Origin of the sequence: Streptomyces longisporus (assembly GCF_039532765.1) — a bacterium.
Taxonomy (GTDB): domain Bacteria; phylum Actinomycetota; class Actinomycetes; order Streptomycetales; family Streptomycetaceae; genus Streptomyces; species Streptomyces longisporus.
Map to the genome: position 1 here is coordinate 326854 of NZ_BAAASG010000007.1, position 18071 is coordinate 344924.

General features: G+C 71.5%; 20 protein-coding genes. 11 read left to right on the forward strand and 9 right to left on the reverse strand.

Annotation, left to right across the window (positions count from 1 at the left end):
• The first annotated feature begins 31 nt into the window (after positions 1-31).
• Both ABD355_RS13090 and ABD355_RS13095 read left to right on the forward strand, forming a co-directional pair.
• Positions 32-763, forward strand: a complete 732-nt coding sequence (locus ABD355_RS13090; RefSeq protein ID WP_344400394.1) for a flavodoxin family protein — start codon at positions 32-34, stop codon at positions 761-763.
• Between the two features lie 49 nt (positions 764-812).
• The gene (locus ABD355_RS13095) at positions 813-1145 is read left to right on the forward strand and encodes a DUF2218 domain-containing protein (protein WP_344400396.1); all 333 of its coding nucleotides are present in this window, start codon (positions 813-815) and stop codon (positions 1143-1145) included.
• A gap of 21 nt (positions 1146-1166) precedes the next feature.
• On the opposite strand, the gene ABD355_RS13100 is transcribed toward ABD355_RS13095, so the two are convergent.
• The 5 genes from ABD355_RS13100 to ABD355_RS13120 form a co-directional block, all read right to left on the reverse strand.
• Positions 1167-1478 carry an EthD family reductase gene (locus ABD355_RS13100; RefSeq protein WP_344400397.1) on the reverse strand — a complete coding sequence of 104 codons (312 nt, stop codon included), beginning with the start codon at positions 1476-1478 and terminating at the stop codon, positions 1167-1169.
• On the reverse strand, positions 1475-2032 hold the full coding sequence (locus ABD355_RS13105; protein ID WP_344400398.1) for a dihydrofolate reductase family protein: 558 nt from the start codon (positions 2030-2032) through the stop codon (positions 1475-1477). Before ABD355_RS13105 ends, ABD355_RS13100 begins: the two co-directional genes overlap by 4 nt.
• Before the next feature lie 63 nt (positions 2033-2095).
• Positions 2096-3046, reverse strand: coding sequence for an RNA polymerase subunit sigma-70 (locus ABD355_RS13110; protein ID WP_344400399.1), 951 nt, complete (start codon positions 3044-3046; stop codon positions 2096-2098).
• A 4-nt stretch (positions 3047-3050) separates the two neighbouring features.
• Positions 3051-4160, reverse strand: coding sequence for an FAD-dependent oxidoreductase (locus ABD355_RS13115; protein WP_344400401.1), 1110 nt, complete (start codon positions 4158-4160; stop codon positions 3051-3053).
• Positions 4157-5128 carry a Clp protease N-terminal domain-containing protein gene (locus ABD355_RS13120; RefSeq protein ID WP_344400402.1) on the reverse strand — a complete coding sequence of 324 codons (972 nt, stop codon included), beginning with the start codon at positions 5126-5128 and terminating at the stop codon, positions 4157-4159. The genes ABD355_RS13115 and ABD355_RS13120 overlap by 4 nt, the downstream gene beginning before the upstream one ends.
• Before the next feature lie 68 nt (positions 5129-5196).
• On the opposite strand from ABD355_RS13120, the gene ABD355_RS13125 reads away from it, so the two are divergent.
• The 3 genes from ABD355_RS13125 to ABD355_RS13135 all read left to right on the forward strand — a co-directional run bounded on the left by ABD355_RS13125 (position 5197) and on the right by ABD355_RS13135 (position 7162).
• The gene (locus tag ABD355_RS13125; RefSeq protein WP_344400403.1) at positions 5197-5556 is read left to right on the forward strand and encodes an excisionase; all 360 of its coding nucleotides are present in this window, start codon (positions 5197-5199) and stop codon (positions 5554-5556) included.
• Positions 5557-5619: 63 nt separating this feature from the next.
• On the forward strand, positions 5620-6291 hold the full coding sequence (locus tag ABD355_RS13130) for an MBL fold metallo-hydrolase (protein WP_344400404.1): 672 nt from the start codon (positions 5620-5622) through the stop codon (positions 6289-6291).
• Between the two features lie 40 nt (positions 6292-6331).
• Positions 6332-7162 carry a DUF427 domain-containing protein gene (locus ABD355_RS13135; RefSeq protein WP_344400406.1) on the forward strand — a complete coding sequence of 277 codons (831 nt, stop codon included), beginning with the start codon at positions 6332-6334 and terminating at the stop codon, positions 7160-7162.
• Here ABD355_RS13135 and ABD355_RS13140 read toward each other — a convergent pair.
• The 4 genes from ABD355_RS13140 to ABD355_RS13155 are packed head-to-tail and all read right to left on the reverse strand — an operon-like array spanning position 7125 to position 11060.
• On the reverse strand, positions 7125-7661 hold the full coding sequence (locus ABD355_RS13140; RefSeq protein WP_115910498.1) for an NUDIX hydrolase family protein: 537 nt from the start codon (positions 7659-7661) through the stop codon (positions 7125-7127). The two genes, ABD355_RS13135 and ABD355_RS13140, sit on opposite strands and share 38 nt — an antisense overlap.
• Before the next feature lie 15 nt (positions 7662-7676).
• A complete protein-coding gene (locus ABD355_RS13145) occupies positions 7677-8807 on the reverse strand; it encodes an amidohydrolase family protein (protein ID WP_344400407.1) in 1131 nt (376 codons plus the stop codon).
• Positions 8808-8809: 2 nt separating this feature from the next.
• Positions 8810-10213 (reverse strand): glutamine synthetase family protein, encoded by a 1404-nt coding sequence (locus tag ABD355_RS13150; protein WP_344400408.1) that lies wholly within the window; start codon positions 10211-10213, stop codon positions 8810-8812.
• Positions 10214-10250: 37 nt separating this feature from the next.
• Complete coding sequence (locus tag ABD355_RS13155) at positions 10251-11060, reverse strand: SAM-dependent methyltransferase (protein ID WP_344400410.1); 810 nt, start codon at positions 11058-11060, stop codon at positions 10251-10253.
• 485 nt (positions 11061-11545) lie between these two features.
• Between ABD355_RS13155 and ABD355_RS13160 the strand changes: the two genes are divergently transcribed.
• The 6 genes from ABD355_RS13160 (at position 11546) to ABD355_RS13185 (ending at position 18071) form a co-directional block, all read left to right on the forward strand.
• The gene (locus ABD355_RS13160; RefSeq protein WP_344400411.1) at positions 11546-12952 is read left to right on the forward strand and encodes a cytochrome P450; all 1407 of its coding nucleotides are present in this window, start codon (positions 11546-11548) and stop codon (positions 12950-12952) included.
• A gap of 79 nt (positions 12953-13031) precedes the next feature.
• The gene (locus tag ABD355_RS13165) at positions 13032-13886 is read left to right on the forward strand and encodes a Cof-type HAD-IIB family hydrolase (RefSeq protein ID WP_344400412.1); all 855 of its coding nucleotides are present in this window, start codon (positions 13032-13034) and stop codon (positions 13884-13886) included.
• 175 nt (positions 13887-14061) lie between these two features.
• A complete protein-coding gene (locus tag ABD355_RS13170; RefSeq protein WP_344400413.1) occupies positions 14062-14718 on the forward strand; it encodes a helix-turn-helix domain-containing protein in 657 nt (218 codons plus the stop codon).
• A gap of 52 nt (positions 14719-14770) precedes the next feature.
• Positions 14771-16105 (forward strand): M24 family metallopeptidase, encoded by a 1335-nt coding sequence (locus ABD355_RS13175; RefSeq protein ID WP_344400414.1) that lies wholly within the window; start codon positions 14771-14773, stop codon positions 16103-16105.
• Complete coding sequence (locus tag ABD355_RS13180; RefSeq protein WP_344400415.1) at positions 16105-17085, forward strand: thiamine pyrophosphate-dependent dehydrogenase E1 component subunit alpha; 981 nt, start codon at positions 16105-16107, stop codon at positions 17083-17085. Before ABD355_RS13175 ends, ABD355_RS13180 begins: the two co-directional genes overlap by 1 nt.
• Positions 17073-18071 (forward strand): alpha-ketoacid dehydrogenase subunit beta, encoded by a 999-nt coding sequence (locus tag ABD355_RS13185; RefSeq protein ID WP_344400416.1) that lies wholly within the window; start codon positions 17073-17075, stop codon positions 18069-18071. Before ABD355_RS13180 ends, ABD355_RS13185 begins: the two co-directional genes overlap by 13 nt.

Genomic DNA, 18071 nt, shown 5'->3' on the forward strand with positions numbered 1-18071 from the left:
CCCCGGCGATCCCGTCTGAAGGAGTACGCCCATGACCGCATCGCCCGCGACCGACGAGGCGTATCGCTTCGAGGACCTCACCGCCCTGTTCGTCAACTGCACCCTCAAGCCCTCGCCCCAGCTCAGCCACACCCAGGGACTGATCGACAAGAGCGCGTCGATCATGATGTCGCGCGGGGTCACCACCTCCGAGATCCGCGCCGTCGACCATGACATCGCGCCCGGCGTCTACCCCGACATGACCGAGCACGGCTTCACCACCGACGACTGGCCGGCGCTGTACGAGCGGGTGATGGCCGCGGACATCCTGGTCATCGCCGGGCCGATCTGGCTCGGCGACAACAGCTCGGTCACCAAGCAGGTGATCGAGCGGCTCTACAGCTGTTCCTCGCTGCTCAACCCCGCCGGACAGTACGCCTATTACGGCAGGGTCGGCGGCTGTCTGATCACCGGCAATGAGGACGGCGTGAAGCACTGCGCGATGAACGTCCTCTACAGCCTCCAGCACCTGGGCTACACGATCCCGCCGCAGGCCGACGCCGGCTGGATCGGGGCGGCGGGGCCCGGACCGTCGTATCTGGACCCCGGATCGGGCGGCCCGGAGAACGACTTCACCAACCGCAACACCACGTTCATGACCTGGAACCTGATGCATCTGGCCGCCATGCTGAAGCGCGCCAAGGGCATCCCGGCCCATGGCAACCAGCGTTCCGAGTGGGACGCCGGCTGCCGCTTCGACGCGGAGAACCCCGAACACCGCTGAATCCGTACCCTCGACTCCAGCCGCGTCACTGCGAACCCGGGAGTCCGCCATGCCCCGCTCCGAAGCCCGCGTCATCACCGACCGCCCGCACCGCTACGCCAAGCAGCTCGCCTCCCACCTCGGGCGCCGCATCCAGACCAGTTGGGACGAGGAGAGCGGGGAGGGAAGCCTGGTCTTCCAGGACGGGACGGGCTCCCTCACCGCGGCCGAGGGAGCCCTGTTGCTCTCGGTGGAGGCCGACGCCGAGCACCTCGACCTGCTCGAGGACGTCGTCGGCCGCCACCTGGTCCGCTTCGGTACCAAGGACGAACTGGTCGTCGAATGGCACCGCGACACCGGCACCCCCGGCACCGCTCAGCGCAGGACGGAGGACCCGGCCTGACCCCCGTGACCAGGGCCGGCGTCAGGCCTCGCCCACGGTGAAGACCATGCTGCGTACCGCTGCAAGCATCTGCAGGCGCTCCGCGTCCTCGGCGCAGGCGCGGCCCTCCGGGGAGGCGAACGACGTGCGCAGTTCCTCCATCGTGTCCCACTCCAACTCCGCGACCAGATGGGGTGGTTCGCCCCCGCGTACGGCGGTGGCCTCGCGGCCGAGCGTGTACCGGCGCAGGCCGGGCAGCTTGCGGGCGAGCGGGAGGTGCACCTCGCGGTAGTGCCGGTCGAATGCCGCGGGGTCGGGCGGAGTCCCGTAGAGGACGAGGAAGCGTGCCGTCATCGTCCGGTCCTGCGGTAGCACGCGAGGACGGCAGGACCCGTCCGCTCCGCCGACTCGCACTCGAGGTGGACGGGCGGGGTGTCCGTGGGGAAGAGACGGTCGCCCGTGCCGAGAAGCGTGGGGAAGGTGATCAGCCGGTATTCGTCGACCAGGTCCTCGGCCATCAGGGCGCGGACGACGCTCAGGCTGCCGGCGACCACCACGTCACGCTTCTCCTGCTTGACCGCGTCCACCAGGGCGCCCGTGAGGATCTGCGAGTTGGCCCAGGCGGACACGTCGGTGAGGGTGCGGGTGGCGACGAGCTTCCGGGCGGCGTTCATACGCGCGGAGAACGCGTCGTCGCGGTACGGCCACAGCTGGGAGAACAGCTCCCAGGTGGTGCGACCCAGCAGCAGGACCCCCTCGTCCAGGGCGGCCCCGAGCCGGAACTTGTCCCCGGCCACCGCCTCGGGGCCGTGCCGGAACATCCAGCCGCCGCCGGGGGTGCCCGCGCGGCCGTCCGGGTCGGAGACGAAGCCGTCCAGAGTGGTGAATGCGATGACGATGACGCTCATGGCGAGGTCCTCTGGAAGTCTCGATCGGTGGTCACCGGTATGTACCGGCGACCCCTCCCGGACTCATCGCCCGCGGCCGAAGTCGTCCCGAGAAATCTCCCCGGGCAGGTCGAACGCCTCGAAGACACGCGGATCCGCGAACACCACATTCCTCGCGACCCGCCCGCCGGCCACCGTGAACACCTGCAGGGTGTGCAGCCGGTGCCGGCCGTCCTCGGCGGGCGCGTAGGCGGCGAGAGCGGGCTGTCCGCCGGCGGACAGCTGCCGTGTGAGCCACCCGGTCCCGCGCATCTCGAAGACCCGCTCCATGAACAGGCCGTAGTCGCGGCGGCCCCGGTACCACAGCGGCACCGGAGGCATCTCCAGCACGGCCGCGTCGGTCAGCAGCCGCACCAGGGCGGGGACGTCGGCCGCCTCGAAGGCACGCGCGTACCGCTGCACGACCTTCCGTGCCTCCGCGTCGTCCGGCTCCTGTACCTCGCCCGGATCGCCCGCCTCGGCGACCGCGGCGCGGGCCCGCTGCAGCGAGCTGTTGACGGCGGCGACCGTCGTCCCGAGCTGTTCCGCGACCTCCGCGGCACTGAACTCCAGCACCTCGCGCAGCACCAGCACGGCCCGCTGCCGCGCCGGCAGCAGCTGCATCGCCGCCACCAGCGCCAGCCGTAGAGCGGCCCGCGTCTCGACGTCGTACCGCGCGTCGGGGAACGGCTGCAGCCACGGGATGTCGAAGGCCGGCGTGAGCGGCGCCCCCGGGTCCTCGCTCGGCGCACCGAGCCCGGACGGCAACGGCCGGCGCGCCCGCCCCTCCAGCGCGGTCAGACAGACGTTGGTGGCGATCCGGTACAGCCAGGTCCGCACCGACGCGCGCGAGGCGTCATACCGCTCCCGGGCCTTCCACGCCCGCAGCATCGTCTCCTGCACCAGATCCTCGGCCTCGTGGAACGAGCCCACCATCCGATAGCAGTACGCCACCAACTCGCCCCGGTACGGCTCAAGGTCCATGGGGGCCATCATGCCTTCAGCCGGGTTGGAAGAACGCGAGCAGTTTCCGCGCGGGGTCCGGTGACGACAGGAGTTGCTGCATGCGCGCCGACTGCCGGCCGGCGGCGCCGGTGCGTTCGAACATCTCGCGTTCGTACTCCTCGACGGCGGCGGGCTGGTCGTCGGGGTGCGCGGCCAGCGCGAGGCCGAGCAGGGCGCCGTCGAGCAGTGCCATATTGGCGCCCTGACCCACCGGTGGCATCAGGTGCGCGGCATCGCCGACCAGGGTGACGTCCGGCCTCGACGGCCAGGTCAGACCGACCGGGAGAGTGGTGATCGACCGCGGCAGCACCGTGTCGTCACAGGCTGCGATCAGTGCGGTGAACCGTGGGTGCCAGCCGCTGAACAGGTCGATCAGCCGGGCCCGGGCGGCCGCTGGGTTGCCGAAGGGGATCCCGCTGGTGGCGAGCCAGTCCTCGGCGGTGTCGTGGAAGCTGAGGTACACACGTACGCGGCCGTCGCCGTTGCGCTGCGCCGACAGGGCTTGTCCGTCGCCGAGGACCCAGTAGTTGCCGCGCCCAACCATCGCCGCGAGGTCCGGGTGGGTGCGGTCGATGTCGGGAATACCGAGCTCGACGATGCTCTGGCCGGTGTGCACCGGTCGGGCGTCGGTGAGCAGTGCACGGACCCGGGACTGCGCGCCGTCGGCGCCGACCAGCAGGTCGTACGTCGTACGGCTGCCGTCGGCGAAGCGCAGCAGTCCGTCGTCGGCGGCTTCGACCGCGTGCCCCCAGCGCACCGTGTGGTCGGGAAGGGAGTCCAGCAGCAGGTTGCGCAGATCGGCACGGTCGACCTCGGGTCGGTCGGGCGGGGCGTCGTCGGGCGTGTCCTCCTGGAGCAGCAGGGTGCCGTCCGGCTCGAGAAGGCGCATGTCCTGGCCTTCGCCACGGGCAATCGCGTGGAACTGGTCGATCAGACCGGCCTCGCGCAGTGCCCGCTGGCCGGAGTGGATGTCGAGCATGCCGCCCTGGCCGCGCGCACCGCGCGACGCTTCACGCTCGTAGACGACGGAGTCGATGCCGTGCACGTGCAGCACACGGGCAAGTGCCAGGCCGCCCAAGCCGGCTCCCACGATGGTGACGTTCATCGGCGGAGCCGGGGCGCGAGGACCGTGCGGACGGCCTTGGCGACCTTGCTCGCGGCCGATCCGTCGTCTTCTTCCGGCTCCGGTTCCAGGGTGCGCCGGATCTGCTGGAGGAGCTGGTCGGCCGAGCGCCACAGCGGGACGAACAGGCCGGCGACCGGTCCGACGCCCTGGATCGGGCCGCCCGACAGCTCGGTCACCTTCTTGGCCGCCGCGACCGTCGTGGGGTCCCGCAGGATGAGGTGCACCTCGTCGTCGACCAGCCGGATCTCCATCTTGCGGGCGGCGGCCTCCTCCGGGTTCGCGTCCGTGGTCGTCTCCGGATCCAGTTCGTCGATCTTGGCGGCTACGGCGTCCGGGTCGACGCCGAGTTCGCGCAGCACCCTGGCCGCCATGCTGTTCTCCGCCCGCAGCATCGCCTCCAGCAGGTGATGGCTGCCGACCGGAGCGCCACCGGCCAGTGCGCCCGCGGTGGACAGGGTGTCCTCGGTGGCGGGTGTCCCGCTCGGCCATGGGCCGGCCGCAGCGTCCTGCGCCCCCTCCACCGATGCCAGCACCGCGGTGCGGATCTTGCTGATCGGATGGATCCGCTCGGCGAGCACCTTCGCGCCGATGCCCGCACCCTCCCTGACCAGGGCGAGCAGGATGTGTTCCGTACCGACGTGGTTGTGGTGCAGTCGCTGCGCCTCGCGCAGAGCGAGTTCCAGTGTCTTCTTCGACTGCGGCGTGAACGGGATGTGGCCGCTCAGCTCCTGCGTGCCGGGCTTGACGATCGCGGCGATGTCGGCCTGCACCGCTTCCTTGCCGTACCCGAGCTGGTGCAGGACCTTCGCTGCCGTGCCGTCCGGCACCTCGAGCAGCCCCAACAGGAGGTGCTCCGTACCGATGTAGTTGTGCTTGAGCAGCCTCGCCTGCTCCTGAGCAGCGACGACCACCTGACGGGCTTTCCCCGTGAACCTCTCGAAAGTCATGTCTCCATGCTCTCAACCCTGTCAATACACTGCTATTGATAGGGTCACCGTGTCGAAGGGAGGGTGTGATGGAGACACCGTCGGACTGGGAGGACCGGCTCGCGCGCTGGCAGAACGAGCTGGAACTGTTCGAACAGCTGGACGAAAAACCCTGGGTCACACTGGCCAAGGCGGAAGCCGAGACCGGGGTGTCTCGCTCGGCCCTGCGCGCCTGGTACCGCAACGGCGAGATCCAGTCCCGGCTGGTGGACGGCCCGAACGGGCCGCAGCGCCTCGTCCAGCTCGACGCGGTGATCGAGCGCGCCGCCGCGTCCCCGCGCATTCAGCGCCGGGCGGAGCGGGAAATCAGCCTGGAAGCCCAGGTCGCCCTGCTACGGCACCGGGTCGACCAGCTCGAACTGCGGCTGGCCGCGCTGGAGCGCAGGTGACCGCCTGCTGAGCCGTCAGCGAACGGCCGTATGGCCGCAAGGGCGGCCCGGCACGCTGAAGGCATGGATGTGATCGAGGTACTGCCGGAGCTATGGGTGCTTCGCTTTCCGGTGGGGGCGGCCTGTCTGTGGCGGGACGGCGACGAGCTGACCCTGATCGACACCGGGACGGCGGACTGCGCCGCGCAGATCGAGGAAGCACTCGACGGCGCGCTGCGGCGGATCGTGCTGACGCACTGGCACGAGGACCACACGGGCTCGGCCGCAGAACTGGCCGCCCGGCACGGCGCGGAGGTGCTGGCGCATCGGCTGGAGGCGCCGGTGATCCGGGGAGAGACGGCCGGGGCGCCGCCGGTGCTGGAGGACTTCGAGGTGCCGATCCTGGCGGCGCTACCGCCCCTTTCCCCGGCTCCGCCGTGCCGGGTGGACAGGGAGGTGGAGGATGGTGATGTGCTGGACTTCGGCGGCGGCGCAGTGGTGGTCGCGGTGCCCGGGCACACGGACGGGTCGATCGCCCTCCACCTGCCCGGGCCGAGCGTCCTGTTCACCGGAGACGCCGTCGCCAACGTCGGCCGCACCATGCTGGGCGTCTTCAACACCGATCGCGCCCGGGCCGTCCAGTCGCTGCACCGCCTGGCCGAGTTGAAGGCCGACACGGCGGTCTTCGGCCACGGCGACCCGATCGTCCACGGCGCGGCGACCGCCCTGCAAGAAGCGGCCGCCGCAACCGTGTGACGACCGAGTGCCCTGACGACGAGCCGAAGGAGAGCGGTCCATGAGTGCACTCCCCACCGAACGATCCCTGCGCACCACCCCCGAAGGCCTCCTGTGGGAGCCCAGCGAACGCTGGGTGCGCGGCCGCAAGGGTGACGTCACCGTCGTCGACAGCAGGCACCCCGTCCTCGTCTGGGAGCCCTCGCTGCCCGTACCGCAGTACGCCTTCCCGCGCGAGGACGTCCGTGAGGACCTGCTGCGCCCCGCGAAGAACCCGCGGACGGGCGCCCACACCGGCTCCAGGATCTTCTACGACCTCGAAGTCGACGGTGAGCTGCTGGAGAACGCCGCCTGGACCTTCCCGGCCGCCGACCTGGCCGAGTACATCGCCTTCGAGTGGTTCCGGCGCAGCGGCAGGGGCCTGGACCACTGGTACGAGGAGGAGGAAGAGATCTTCATCCACCCCCGTGACCCGCACAAGCGGGTGGATGCCATCGCGAGCAGCCGGCATGTCCAGGTGTCGGTCGGCGGCATGCTCGTCGCCGATACCCACCGGCCCGTGCTGCTCTTCGAGACCGGTCTGCCGACCCGCTACTACCTTCCGCGCGAGGACGTCCGCCTCGACCTCCTCGAACCCACCGAGCACCACACCGGCTGCCCCTACAAGGGCACGGCACAGTACTGGTCGGTGCGGGGCGAGGCCGACGTGCCGCCGAACATCGTCTGGAGCTACCCGGAGCCGCTGCCCGCCGTGGGCGCGATCAAGGGACTCCTGGCGTTCTACAACGAGGCGGCCGACATCACCGTGGACGGGGAGCGCATGGAGCGCCCCGTCACACCCTTCAGCACGATGCTCAAACAGAGCAGCCGACGTGAGCGAGGGCCTGCCTGAGCAGCACCCCGTGCCCGCCGGGCATCTCGCTCTGCACCGCCTCCGACACGGCCTCCTGCGGGCTGAACCACACCAGGTCCAGGGCGTCCTGCCGGGGCCGGCAGTCGCCGGTGACCGGGACGACGTAGGCCAGGGACACCGCGTGCTGGCGCGGGTCGTGGTACGGCGTGACGCCCAGCGTCGGGAAGTACTCCGCCACCGTGAAGGGCTGAAGGGAGGCCGGGATCCGGGGCAGCGCCACCGGGCCGAGGTCCTTCTCCAGGTGCCGCAGCAGGGCGTCACGGACCCGCTCGTGGTGCAGGACGCGACCGGAGACCAGGGTCCGGCTGACCGTCCCGTCCGGGCCGATGCGCAGCAACAGGCCGACGCTGGTGACTTCGCCGCTGTCGTCGACGCGCACGGGCACGGCCTCGACGTACAGGATCGGCATACGGGCGCGTGCCAGCTCGAGGTCGTCGGAGCTGAGCCAGCCCGGCGTGGTTTCGGTCATGTCAGACATTGCTTGATCATACTTTCAGGAGGGGCCGGAAAGGCCGTAGACCCGGCGCGCATTGTGTGCTCCCGCCCACTCGGCGAACCGCAGTGCGTCCGGCAGACTCAGTTCGTCGGCGTCCACCCGGTCCTGCAGCAGACCGGCCAGCCCGCGGCGGAAGGCGAGCGCGCCCAGACAGTAGAACTCGGCCACACCGTACGCGTCGGAGCTGTACAGCAGCTTGCGGAACGGCGTGATCTCCAAGGCCTCCTCCAGAACCGCCCGGGCGCGCGCCGGGCCGACGTAGTGGAGGGTGAGGCCCACGTCCAGGTACACGTGCTCGAACACCGCGGCCAGATAGGCGGCCTGGCGCTGGTACGGCCAGCAGTGCAGGAGCAGCACCGGGATGGTGCCGGCCGTCAGGTGCAGCCAGTCGGTGAGGTGGGCGGGGTCGACCCGGTGCAGCCGGATGTCGTTGTCGCCGAAGCCGGTGTGGAGCTGCAGGGGGAGGCCGAGGTCGACCGCGGTCCACAGCAGGTGCCGTACGAGGACCGGATCGTCCAGCCGGCCGCCGCCCGCCGACCAGTGCCGGGCCGCTTCGGTGACCTCTGCGACGGACGGGCGCGCCGGGTCCAGGTCGAAGCCGGTGCGGTACGCGGCCACGGACTTCACCGCCACCACGCCCGGCCGCTGCACAGCCTCCAGCGCGGCGGCCTGGAAGGCGTCGCCATAGTCGTCGGGCTCGACGCCCTGCGCCGCCACCGCCTCGGCGACGCCCTCCAGCCGTACGACCTCGTACGCCGTCCCGCCCGCGGTCCCGGCCAGTTCCGCGGGCGTGGTGAGGCGCTCCGGGGCGTACCCGGTGTCCACGCAGAAGGTGCTCGTCCGCGCGGCGGTGAGGAAGCGGCGGTGTACCTCCTGCCGGCCCAACTCGGCCCGCCGGGCGAGGTACTCATCGGGTGGTGCGTGGCGCGGCAGATCCAGCAGCGGGGCGCAGTGGCGGCGGATCGATACGCCGACGGGGCTGTCGAAGGGGGAGCTGCCGGGCCAGGCAGCGCCCTCGGTGATCAGGTCCTCGAAGTCCTCCCGAGTCAGGTCGGCGGTGACGACGCCGTGGCAGTGGTGGTCCACCAACTCCAGTGCGTCGAGCGCCTCTTGGATCGGGCCGGCCATGGTCAGTACTTCCAGCGGTAGGCCGCCGCCAGCCGCTCGTCGTCCATCCCGTGTGCCGCCGCGACCTCCCCTTGTCGTACGGCGATCACGGCGTCCGCGAGGACCGGGCCGAGCGCGGCCCGCAGCAGTTCGTCCTTGCGGAACTCCTCGACGGCTTCGGTGAGCGACGTCGGCAGGCGGTGTACGCCCCGGGCCGCCGCGTCCGCGGGGTCGAGGCGGGCGGGATCGCCGGTGATCTCCTCGGGCAGGGGCGTGGACGAGGTCAGGCCGTCGAGTCCGGCGGCGATGAGGCAGGCGAGGGCCAGATACGGGTTGGCGGCCAGGTCGACCGGTTTGACCTCCAGGTTCGCAGCCTGGTCGCGCAGGCCCGCCGTGCCCGTGACCACCCGTACCGCGGCCTCGCGGGTCTCGCGGCCCCAGGCGGTGAACACTCCTGCCCACTGGGAGGGTTTGAGACGCAGATAGCTCGCCGGGCTGGGTGCGGTCACGGCCGTGAGGGCCGGGAGGCGGGCGAGTACCCCGGCCGCGAACGACTCGGCGTCGGCGGTCATGCCGTAGCGGCCCTCGCCCCCGGAGTGCAGGTTGACGCCGTCGCGCCAGGCGGAGAGGTGGACGTGGCCGCCGTTGCCGACGCCCTGCGCGAAGACCGCCGGGGCGAAGGACACCACCACCCCGTGGCGCCGGGCCACCGCCCGGATGGTCTGCCGGACCAGGACGCTCCGGTCGGCCGCCGCCACCGGGTCGAGGGCGCCCACCGAGATCTCGAACTGCCCCGCCGCGTACTCGGGATGGATCTGCTCGACGTCCACGCCCTGCGCCGCGAACGCGGCCAGCAAGTCGGCCGTGTAGTCGCTGAGTTCGACCTGGCGGGTGGCGCTGTAGGCGGGACCCGAGGTCGCGGGTGCGAAGTCGCCGCCCTCCGCCGGGCCCTGTCCGACGGCCCACTCGATCTCGATGCCCGCCTTGAAGGTGAGGCCGTGCCGGTCCGCGGCCTCCGAGACGATGCGGCGCAGGACCGTGCGGCTGCAGCCCGGGTGCGGCTCGCCCTCCTGTGTGATCCGGTCGACCGGCGTCCAGGCCCAGCCGGGCTGCCCGGCCAGGACGACGAGCTGGTCGAGGTCGGGGTAGAGGCGCAGGTCGCCGTCCGGGGAGCCCAGGACGTCGGTGGAGACGATGGAGTCGTTCGCCAGGAACGTGTCGAACACCGGCGACATGCCGACGCCCCAGGCCGCCGCCGAGGCGAGCTTGGCCGTGGGGATGGTCTTCACCCGGCCGACGCCCGCGGTGTCGACGTAGGCCAGGACGATGCCGTGCACGCCCCGCCCGGACAGTTCGCCGCCGAGCGCGGTGGCCCGTTCGACGTCACCCGGGCGGCCGCCGGGGACGGGGTCGGCAAGGGTCGTCATACGTCCTCCACGCTCGGCGTCCGTCAGGGCTGCTCCGTCATGGTTTCACGGCCACCGCGCCGAACTGCGGTACCACGGCGGGCGATCCGGGCTCGGCGCGCCACTTCGAGCACGACACCAGGCCCGGCTCCAGGAGGTCCAGCCCCTCGAAGAAGGCGGCGATGTCCTCGCCGCTGCGGGCGGTGATCGGCGGGGTGGCGTTCTCGTTCCAGAACTTCATCGCCGGGATCTGGCCCGCGCCGCCCAGGTCGTCGTCGAAGGTGGGGTGGGTGAGGACGAGGAAGCTGCCGGAGGGCACCGCGGCGACGACCTTCCGTACGATCTCGCGCGCCTTCTCCGTGTCCAGGACGAAGTTGAGGATGCCCAGCATCATCACCGCGACCGGCCGGCTGAGGTCGAGAGTCCGGGAGGCGCGTTCGAGGATGGCGTCGGGATCGTGGACGTCCGCGTCGATGTAGTCGGTGACGCCCTCATGGGTGCCCGTCAGCAGGGTGCGGGCGTGGGCCAGCACGATGGGGTCGTTGTCCACGTAGACGATCCGGGCGTCGGGAGCGATCCGCTGGGCGATCTGGTGGGTGTTGTCCGCGGTCGGCAGCCCGGTGCCGATGTCCAGGAACTGCCGCACCCCGCGCTCCTCGGCCAGGAACCGCACCGCCCGGCCGAGGAACCAGCGGTCCGCGCGGGCGATCTCCCGGATGATCGGGAACATCCCGGCGACGTGCTCGCCGACCTGCTGGTCGACCTCGTAGTTGTCCTTGCCGCCGATCCAGTAGTTCCACACGCGCGCGTTGTGCGCCACACCGGTGTTCAGCCTCGCCGACCCGCCCGGGGTGTGGCTCTCACTCACGACTCTGCTCCTTCTCAACACCTGTGGCCGTCGCCGCCATTGTGCCGCCCGGTGATCACGCTGTCCCGGGAATCGGCCGATCAGGTGTGCGGAGCGGGCCCGTTGAACAGCCGTCAGCCGCTCCGGCCGGGACCGACGGCGGGCGTCTTGCCGGGCGGTGGGCGTGTTCTCGACGAGCGGGGAGGCGGTGACCTCGGTGGCCGTCGGACCACCGCCGCCGCCCCGCCCGAACAGGCAGCGGTGGTCAGCAGTGAGCAGGATCCAGTCGTACGGCAACCCGAATGCCCTGCTCGGCACGCTGCTACCGGCCAGTACCCCCGCCGTGTGACCCAAATGACACCTGAGGTACCGTCCCTGCGGGTTCGCCGGCGAGGCAAGGGGCGCGGGGCTCCGCCGCGCGGGCGCGACCAGCTCGGCGGCGCCGCAGGTGATCGGCACATCCCGCGGAGCGCTCTGCAGACGGTGTCGAAGGGGGCGGCGGAAGCATGGAGTTCCACTTGGTCGACGAGGACAGCGCGGAGCGGGCCGGCGCGCGGCTGGAGGACCTCGCTCCGGAACCCCTGCTCACCCGGGACTACGAGACGCGTCCCGCGCTCGTCTACGAGCGGCTGCGGAAGCGCCACGGCCCGGTCGCGCCGGTCGACCTGCTGGGTGTGCCGGCGTGGCTGGTGCTCGGCTACCGCGAGTCGCTGCAGGTCCTCCAGGACGACGCCGGCTGGCCCAAGGGCCTGGAGAACTGGCGGGCCCGTACGGAGGGCCGGGTGCCCGCCGACTGGCCGCTCGGCCCCTCCCTGGAGGTCAACCACGTCCTGATCCAGGGCGGCCCCGGCCACCGCACGCTGCGCGGCGCCTGGGACACGGCCCTGCGCCCCTTCCAGGACCCGCGCAACCCGCAGGCCAAGCGGCTCAAGGCGGCCGTCACGGGATACGCCGACGAGCTGATCTCCCTGCTCGCCCAGGGCGGCGGCACGGGAATGGCCGACCTGTCGGCGCAGTTCTCCCGCCCGCTGCCGCTGATGGCGGCGAGCCATCTGCTCGGCTTCCCCGGCTCGCAGGGCGACGACGCCCTGATGGACATGTGGCGGGTGCTGGACGCCGGCCCGGACGCCGAACCCGCCCTGGCCCGTCTGCTGGTGACGCTCAGCGAACTGGCCGCCGCCAAGATCGAGAGGCCGGGCGACGACTTCCCCTCCCATCTGCTGGCCGCCCACCCGGACCTGTCGGTCGACGCGTTGGCCCGCGAGCTGTTCATGTTGCTCGGCATGACCTCCGACCACGTCGGCATCCTCATCTCCAACACGGTCGTCGAGGTGATCGCGGGAGAGAACGAGGGCGGCGTCCGCACCACCCTGTCCGCCGGGATGGTGCGCGAGACCATGAACCGGGTGGTCATGCGCAAGCCGCCGCTGGTCAACTTCGTGCCGAGGTTCGCGGCCGCGGACACCCCGCTCGGCAAGTACACCATCCGCGCCGGTGACCCCGTGTGGGTCTCCTCCGCCGCCGCCCACGCCGACCCCCTCTTCGCCGGCCGGATGGCACCCGGCGCCGGTATCAGCAGCCGCGCCCACCTGTCGTGGGGCGCCGGGCCCCGACAGTGCCCGGCCCGCGAGCTGGCGTCGACGATCGCCGCGGCAGGCGTAAGCCGTGTCTTCGAACGGTTCGGGCACCTGGAGCTCGCCCTCCCTGTCGACCAACTGCCCTGGCGTTCCTCGCCGTTCATGCGAGGACTGCGCTCACTGCCGGTGCGCTACGAACTGTCCGGGCCGCCGCTGCCTCTCGCGCCGGCACCCGCGGCGGACGTACCGGACGCACCCGCGGTACCGGACCAGGCCGCCAAGCGGCGCTCGTCGCTGTGGCGCTACCTGACGGGCCTGATCCGGTCCGGAAGCTGAGCGTCCGCGCAGCTCGCGTAGGGTGACTGGACCGCCGTAAGCCGTCCGGCGCCCCGTCGCGCCCCACCGGAAGCAGGTCATGTCCTCCGCCGCCTCGCCCCTCCTCACCGCCTGTGGCCCGCCCACCGGTTCCGCCGACATACGCCTCGTCGTGACCGACATGGACGGCACTCTGCTGGACGACGCCAAGCGGATCCCGCCCGGCCTGTGGGAGACGCTGGCCGAACTGCGCCGGCGCGGAGTGCTGTTCAGCCCGGCGAGCGGACGCCAATACGCCACCCTGGCACGGGAGTTCGCCGAGGTCGCCGAAGGCATGGTGTTCATCGCGGAGAACGGCACGTACGTGGTGCGTGACGGCGTGGAGTTCAGCTCGGACCCGCTGGAGCCGGGCGTCGCGGCTCGCGTCGTGCAGGCCGTACGGCAGCTGGTCGCCGAGGGCGTCGACGTGGGCGCCGTCGTCTGCGGCAAGCGCTCCGCCTACGTCGAGCGGGGCGACGAGGCGTTCCTGGCGGAGGTGCGCAAGTACTACGTCGAGCACCGCGTCGTCGAGGACGCCACCGCGCTCGACGACGACGTCATCAAGGTCGCCCTCTTCGACTTCGGCTCCGCCGCGCACACCACCGCACCCGCGCTGGAGTCCTTCAGCGCCACCAACCAGGTCGTCGTCTCCGGCGAGCACTGGGTCGACGTCATGAACCGCACCGCCAACAAGGGCGCCGCCCTGCGCCGCCTCCAGCGCGAACTGGGCATCACACCCGCCCAGACCATGGTCTTCGGCGACTACCTCAACGACCTGGAGATGCTCGACGCCGCCGAGTGGTCCTTCGCCATGGCCAACGCCCACCCGGACGTCATCGCCCGGGCCCGCCACCTGGCCCCGTCCAACAACGACAACGGAGTGCTGCGCACCGTCGCGCGCGTGCTGAACCTCTAGCCGGTCGGCTGCGCATCCCCGCAGCACGCGGTCGCGGACCCGGGTGGGAGGTACGAGCGGTCTTCCCGCGGGCGCGCTGATCTCCGTGCTTCGCTCCTCGCCCGGGACTCTGGCCTCGCGCCCGGCCCCGGCTGTTCAATGGTGCTGCACATGTCCGCCCGAGAGGGGAGCAGCCGTGTCTCCTGCCGCCGTGCCGCCCGTCGGCGCACGCATCCGGCAGGCACGCCTCGCCAAAGGCGTGAGCCTGCGCTCCCTCGCCCGGGAGGTCGGCGTCTCCGCGAGCCTGGTCTCCCAGATCGAGACCGGCAAGAGCCAGCCGTCGGTGAGCACGCTGTACGCCATCACCACCGCACTCTCGATCTCCGTGGAGGCGCTCTTCGACGGCTACGGGGACGAGGCCGCCGCCCCGCCGGTCGTGGCCGCGGCCGCCGCCCCCGCCACCGTCCTGCACGCCCTCGCGGCCTTCGCCGCCGACCCCGGCCGACGCATCGGACCGCTGGTCACACCGGGGGAGCGGGAGCTGCTTGAGCTGGACTCGGGGGTCGTGTGGGAGCGGCTCGGGCATGTTCCGGGCTCGGACGTCGACTTCCTGCTGGTGACCTACCGGCCCGGCGGCTCCTCCTCCAGCTCCGGCGGCCTGATGCGGCACACGGGCACCGAGTACGGCTATGTGACCTCCGGCGAGCTCGTCCTCACCCTCGGCTTCGACGAGTACACGCTGGGCCCCGGGGACGCCGTCTGTTTCGAGTCGACGACCCCGCACCGCTACCGGAATGATGGAACGGAACCGGCCGTCGGGGTCTGGTTCGTGTTCAGCCAGAGTGTTCAGTAGCACTTGACACCTGCCCGGCCTGGTCGTTCACTCCGGAGTGGGGGTGGTCGCCATGGCGATCCGCACATATGGACCCAACGCCGTCGACTGGGAAGAGCGCATCGACCTGGACCGGCTGCGCAAGCAGCGCCTGGCCCGGCTCGACGAGACCCTGAACCGCTCCTCTCTGGGCGCGGTGCTCAGCTTCGACTTCGCCAACATCCGCTACATGACCGCCACGCACATCGGCACCTGGGCGATGGACAAGCTGATCCGCTTCGCCCTGCTGGTGCGCGGCGGCGAACCGGTCGTCTGGGACTTCGGCTCCGCGGCCCGCCACCACCAGCTGTACAACCCGTGGCTGGACTACAGCGACGGCAAGGAGGGCCCGCCCACCGGCGCCCGCGCCGGCATCTCCACCCTGCGCGGCGCCTTCCACCCGCAGGCCGGGATCGCCGAGGACGTCGCAGCCAAGATCGCCGCCGAGCTGCGCGAACACGGCCTCGCGAACGAACCCCTCGGCATCGACGTCGCCGAGATGCCGGTCCTCGCCGCCCTGCGCGCCGAGGGCATCGACGTCGTCGACGGCCAGCAGGTCTTCCTGGAGGCCCGCCGCACCAAGACCCGCGACGAGATCTCCCTGCTCACCCAGGCCTGCGCGATGGTCGACGCGGCCTACGAGGAGCTGTACGGCCATCTGCGCCCGGGCGTGCGCGAGAACGAGTGTGTCGGCCTGGTCAGCAAGGTCCTCTACGACCTCGGCAGCGAGTACGTCGAAGGCGTCAACGCCATCTCCGGCGAACGCTGTTCACCCCATCCGCACGTCTACAGCGACCGTCTGATCCGCCCCGGCGACCCCGCCTTCTTCGACATCCTGCACAGCCACCTCGGCTACCGCACCTGCTACTACCGCACCTTCGCCGTCGGCAGCGCCTCCCGCGCCCAGCGCGACGCCTACGTCCGCTGCCGCGAGTACATGGACGAGGCCATCGCCCTCGTCCGCCCCGGCGCCACCACCGCCGACATCGTCCAAGTGTGGCCGCGCGCAGAGGAGTTCGGCTTCGCCGACGAGACCGCCGCCTTCGCCCTCCAGTACGGCCACGGGGTGGGACTGTCGATCTGGGAGAAGCCCATCTTCAGCCGCCTGGTCTCCCTCGACCACCCCGAAGTCCTCGAAGAGGGCATGGTGTTCGCCCTGGAGACCTACTGGCCGGCCGCCGACGGCTGGTCCGCGGCCCGGATCGAGGAGGAACTGGTCGTCACCGCCGACGGCTGCGAGGTCATCACCAAGTTCCCCGCCGAGGAACTGCTGGTGGCGGGCCGCAAGTACTGGACGGTCGGCGGCGAGCTCAACACCCGCCGCGAGGCCCAGTCCCACCTCAACACCCGCACCGACGGGGGTGCTTGATGGACGACCGCGACGAACTCCTCACCCTGTACGAACAGATGGCCGTCATCCGCCGTACGGAGAAGGCCGCCCACGACCTGTTCCTGTCCGGACTGGTCAAGGGCACCACCCACCTGGCCGCCGGGCACGAGGCGATCGCCGTCGGCGCGAGCGCCGCCCTGCGCCCCGACGACTACGTCTTCGCCACCTACCGCGGCCACCACCACGCCATGGCCCGCGGCGCCACCCCCGAGGAGTGCCTCGCCGAACTCATGCAGAGGGCCACGGGGCTGTGCGGGGCCAAGGGCGGCTCCATGCACCTCACCAAGGCGGATGCGTTCATGCTCGGCTCGTACGCCATCGTCGGCGCCCACCTGCCGATGGCGGTGGGAGCGGCCTGGTCGGCCCGGCTGCGCGGCAGCGGGCAGCTCGCGGTTGCCTTCTTCGGCGACGGTGCCACCAACATCGGCGCCTTCCACGAGGCGCTCAACCTGGCCGCCGTGTGGAAGCTGCCGGTGCTGTTCGTCTGCGAGAACAACCTGTACATGGAGTACACGCCGATCGCCGACGTCACGGCCGTGGCCCGCCCGGCGGCCGACCGGGCGCCCGCGTACGGCATCCCCGGCGAGGTCGTCGACGGCAACGACGTCCTCGCCGTGAAGGAGGCGGTCGCCCGCCTCGCCGAGCGGGCCCGGGCAGGAGACGGGCCCGCTCTGCTGGAGGCCGAGACCTACCGCCACTTCGGGCACAGCCGCGCCGACCCGGCCACCTACCGCCCGGCGGAGGAGGTCGAACGCTGGCTCAAGCACGACCCGTTGGACCTCGCCCGCGGACGCCTGGTGGAGCTGGGAGTGGACGAGGCGACGGTCACCGCGGCCGACGAGCGCGCCCGTGACGCCGTACAGCAGGCGGTCGAGGCGGCCAAGAACGCGCCGCCGCCCGATCCGGGCGACGTGTTCACCGACGTATGGGCGGACGGAGGTGCGGCATGGCGGACGTGAGCACGGACCGTGACGTCATCACCTACCGCGAGGCGGTCGCCGAGGGCATCGCGCGGGAGATGCGCCGAGACGCGGCCGTCGTCTGCCTCGGCGAGGACATCGGCGAGGCCGGCGGGGTGTTCAAGACGACCGTCGGGCTGCTCAAGGAGTTCGGGCCCGAGCGGGTGTGGGACACGCCGATCTCCGAACAGGCCATCGTGGGCGCGGCGATGGGGGCCGCGATGACCGGGATGCGGCCGGTCGCCGAGATCATGTTCTCCGACTTCCTGGCCTGCTGCTGGGACTACCTCGCCAACGAGATCCCGAAGGTGCGGTACATGACGGGCGGACAGGTCACCGTGCCGCTCGTGGTGCGCACCGCCAACGGCGGCGGCCTCGGCTTCGGAGCCCAGCACTCGCAGGCCACCGAGAACTGGGCGCTGACCGTCCCGGGGCTGAAGATCGCCGCCCCCGCCACGCCCGCGGACGTCATCGGCATGATGGCGGCGGCCATTCGCAGTGACGACCCGGTGGTCTTCTTCGAGCACAAGGGGCTGCTGGCGAGCAAGGGCGCGCCGGCGCCGCCGGACCATGTGGTCGAGCTGGGCCGCGCCGGCGTGGTGCGTGAGGGCTCCGACATCACTCTCGTCGCCCTGGCCTCCATGGTCCCGGTGGCGCTCCAGGCCGCCGCGCAGCTGTCCGCGGAGGGCATCGACGCCGAGGTCGTCGACCTGCGCTGCCTCGTCCCGCTCGACGTCGCCACCGTCCTCGCCTCCCTCGCCAAGACCTCGCGGCTGGTGACCGTGGAGGAGAACCCCTTCCAGGGCGGCTGGGGCGCCACCCTCGTGTCGGTCGTCGCCGACGAGGGCTTCGGGCTGCTGGACGCGCCGGTGCGCCGGGTGGCGGGGGAGTGCGTGCCGCTGCCGTTCGCCGACGCGCTGGAGGAGCAGGTCATTCCCACCGTGGACAAGGTCGTGGCGGCGGTGCGGAGTCTCGCCGCGTACTGA

What these genes read in the sequence shown, in the direction of transcription:
- ABD355_RS13140 (WP_115910498.1), bottom strand. Translation starts at nt 7,661, where the DNA reads ATGTCTGACATGACCGAAACCACGCCGGGCTGGCTCAGCTCCGACGAC.
- ABD355_RS13145 (WP_344400407.1), bottom strand. Translation starts at nt 8,807, where the DNA reads ATGGCCGGCCCGATCCAAGAGGCGCTCGACGCACTGGAGTTGGTGGAC.
- ABD355_RS13115 (WP_344400401.1), bottom strand. Translation starts at nt 4,160, where the DNA reads ATGAACGTCACCATCGTGGGAGCCGGCTTGGGCGGCCTGGCACTTGCC.
- ABD355_RS13090 (WP_344400394.1), top strand. Translation starts at nt 32, where the DNA reads ATGACCGCATCGCCCGCGACCGACGAGGCGTATCGCTTCGAGGACCTC.
- ABD355_RS13130 (WP_344400404.1), top strand. Translation starts at nt 5,620, where the DNA reads ATGGATGTGATCGAGGTACTGCCGGAGCTATGGGTGCTTCGCTTTCCG.
- ABD355_RS13125 (WP_344400403.1), top strand. Translation starts at nt 5,197, where the DNA reads ATGGAGACACCGTCGGACTGGGAGGACCGGCTCGCGCGCTGGCAGAAC.
- ABD355_RS13150 (WP_344400408.1), bottom strand. Translation starts at nt 10,213, where the DNA reads ATGACGACCCTTGCCGACCCCGTCCCCGGCGGCCGCCCGGGTGACGTC.
- ABD355_RS13105 (WP_344400398.1), bottom strand. Translation starts at nt 2,032, where the DNA reads ATGAGCGTCATCGTCATCGCATTCACCACTCTGGACGGCTTCGTCTCC.
- ABD355_RS13180 (WP_344400415.1), top strand. Translation starts at nt 16,105, where the DNA reads ATGGACGACCGCGACGAACTCCTCACCCTGTACGAACAGATGGCCGTC.
- ABD355_RS13185 (WP_344400416.1), top strand. Translation starts at nt 17,073, where the DNA reads ATGGCGGACGTGAGCACGGACCGTGACGTCATCACCTACCGCGAGGCG.
- ABD355_RS13160 (WP_344400411.1), top strand. Translation starts at nt 11,546, where the DNA reads ATGGAGTTCCACTTGGTCGACGAGGACAGCGCGGAGCGGGCCGGCGCG.
- ABD355_RS13175 (WP_344400414.1), top strand. Translation starts at nt 14,771, where the DNA reads ATGGCGATCCGCACATATGGACCCAACGCCGTCGACTGGGAAGAGCGC.
- ABD355_RS13100 (WP_344400397.1), bottom strand. Translation starts at nt 1,478, where the DNA reads ATGACGGCACGCTTCCTCGTCCTCTACGGGACTCCGCCCGACCCCGCG.
- ABD355_RS13095 (WP_344400396.1), top strand. Translation starts at nt 813, where the DNA reads ATGCCCCGCTCCGAAGCCCGCGTCATCACCGACCGCCCGCACCGCTAC.
- ABD355_RS13165 (WP_344400412.1), top strand. Translation starts at nt 13,032, where the DNA reads ATGTCCTCCGCCGCCTCGCCCCTCCTCACCGCCTGTGGCCCGCCCACC.
- ABD355_RS13135 (WP_344400406.1), top strand. Translation starts at nt 6,332, where the DNA reads ATGAGTGCACTCCCCACCGAACGATCCCTGCGCACCACCCCCGAAGGC.
- ABD355_RS13120 (WP_344400402.1), bottom strand. Translation starts at nt 5,128, where the DNA reads ATGACTTTCGAGAGGTTCACGGGGAAAGCCCGTCAGGTGGTCGTCGCT.
- ABD355_RS13110 (WP_344400399.1), bottom strand. Translation starts at nt 3,046, where the DNA reads ATGATGGCCCCCATGGACCTTGAGCCGTACCGGGGCGAGTTGGTGGCG.